The sequence below is a fragment of the Micromonospora echinofusca genome, from assembly GCF_017614955.1.
GTDB classification, from domain to species: Bacteria; Actinomycetota; Actinomycetes; order Mycobacteriales; family Micromonosporaceae; genus Micromonospora; species Micromonospora echinofusca_A.
The window spans coordinates 1-1,642 of sequence record NZ_WVUH01000625.1; the positions used below are offsets into that span (position 1 = coordinate 1).

General features: G+C 69.7%; 2 protein-coding genes and 1 pseudogene. 1 reads left to right on the forward strand and 2 read right to left on the reverse strand.

Translation table 11 applies throughout. The features are described 5' to 3' along the window. Positions 1-605 (forward strand): annotated as a pseudogene (locus tag GSF22_RS33420) (serine/threonine-protein kinase); the annotation flags it as partial. Here GSF22_RS33420 and GSF22_RS33425 read toward each other — a convergent pair. Then, positions 544-1,125, reverse strand: a complete 582-nt coding sequence (locus tag GSF22_RS33425) for a hypothetical protein (RefSeq protein WP_208817894.1) — start codon at positions 1,123-1,125, stop codon at positions 544-546. The pseudogene GSF22_RS33420 and the gene GSF22_RS33425 overlap by 62 nt on opposite strands. A gap of 178 nt (positions 1,126-1,303) precedes the next feature. After that, on the reverse strand, positions 1,304-1,474 hold the full coding sequence (locus tag GSF22_RS33430; protein WP_208817895.1) for a hypothetical protein: 171 nt from the start codon (positions 1,472-1,474) through the stop codon (positions 1,304-1,306). Between the last annotated feature and the right edge of the window lie 168 nt (positions 1,475-1,642).

Genomic DNA, 1,642 nt, shown 5'->3' on the forward strand with positions numbered 1-1,642 from the left:
CCTCCCGGCTACGACCGGAGATCCCGGCCGTACTCGACGACCTGGTGCACGCGCTGCTGGCGATCCGTCCTGAGGACCGGCCGGCCAGCGCCGCCGAGGTCTACGCCACGCTGGCGCCGCTGTCCCGGGACCTGCCGCCGATACCCGGGCTGCTCGATGGCGCCACCGCCGCAGCCGTACAGAAGTACGCCGCGATCGTCGGGCGGGTACCGCCCCCGGCCCACGGCGACGCCGCAGTCGCCACCGAGCAGTCTCCGCTCGACGTGCAGCAGATCGAGAAGATCGCCGAACAACTGCACGCCGCCGGCGAGTTCCGAGCCGCCGCCCGCCAGTGGCGACGGCTCGCCGACCACCACGCCAGCCGCAACGGCGACGACGACCCGCTGGTGTTCGCCCTGCGGCTACGCGCCGCGCGCGCCCACGTACAGCTCGGTGAACGGGACCGGGCCCTGCGGCAGCTGACCGCGCTGCTGCAGGACCGGGTCCGGGTGGACGGGCCGGAGCATCCCGCGGTGCGCAACCTCCGCCAGGAGATCGATCACCTCAGCGGGGAACGGTCCGGGTCGCGTCGGCTGCCACGACCCGCACCGGGCGTGGATCGCTGAACGACCGGGGCAGCAACGTTGCCTTCTGCTCCGCGAACCGGCCGCCCCCGTAGTGGAAGATCAGGGCGCAGTTCTGCCCGCGCGTCTCGGTGGTCATGGCCCGCCGGGCCAGCGACGAGTACATGGTGCTGTGTTTCCACCAGGACGCCTCCTCGCCGTGCCGGTCGAATCCGCAGCCGGTCGCCGCGTGCCCGAAGACGTCGTGGACGGCGCGGAACATGTCGTTCTCCCCGTCGCTGAGATACGGGTGCGGGTTGCCGCTGGCCGCGCTGGCCCACACCTTCAACTCGCGTCGCCGTACGTCGTCGAGCATGGCTTCGACGTCGGTGTACGGGTCGTTGTCGACGATGCGTATCCGCACGCCCAGTCCGCCGAACTCGACCCGCCCTACCAGGAAGTGGTACTGCCGTACCGTTTCCCGGCAGAACGCCGCGTACGCGGCGTAGGCGCGTTCGTCGCGCACCGGGGCGGTCATGTACGCCTTCGCGATGGCCGCGCCGACGGTCGGATCAAGGCGCACACTCGCGTACGCCTGCGGCGGGACACTGTCGCCGGATCTGGAGCCGTACCGTCGTGCGCCGTGCCAGACGTACGGAACCGGTGTGCACGCTCGTGGTGGAGCGGTTGGCGGTGCAGGTGCAGGTGCGAGCAAGGGTGTTCATGGTCCTCCTTCGGTTGTCGGGACAGGCGGGTTCGGATCAGCGGGCGGTCAGGATCTCCGGTGAGTCGCGCGGTTGCGGGTCCTCGCCGGGCTCGGTGCTCTGCTCGCGCCGCAGCAGCTCGCCGAGTACCCGGATCTCGGATACCCGGCGGTCCTGGTAGAACTTCGCGAATTTTCCGATGGTGGTACTACGCCCACGACGCGGCATTGGTCCTCCACAAGAGCGGCAACCCTGAGTCACCGAGGACCATAGACGTTGTGAACCGTGTACACAAGTTCATACGTCGTGCTAGCGTTCACGGGTGACGACAGAGCCGAACCTGGCCCCCAGCGAAGCGACTTTGACCGCCAGCGGCATCGCGCGACTGGCCAACGT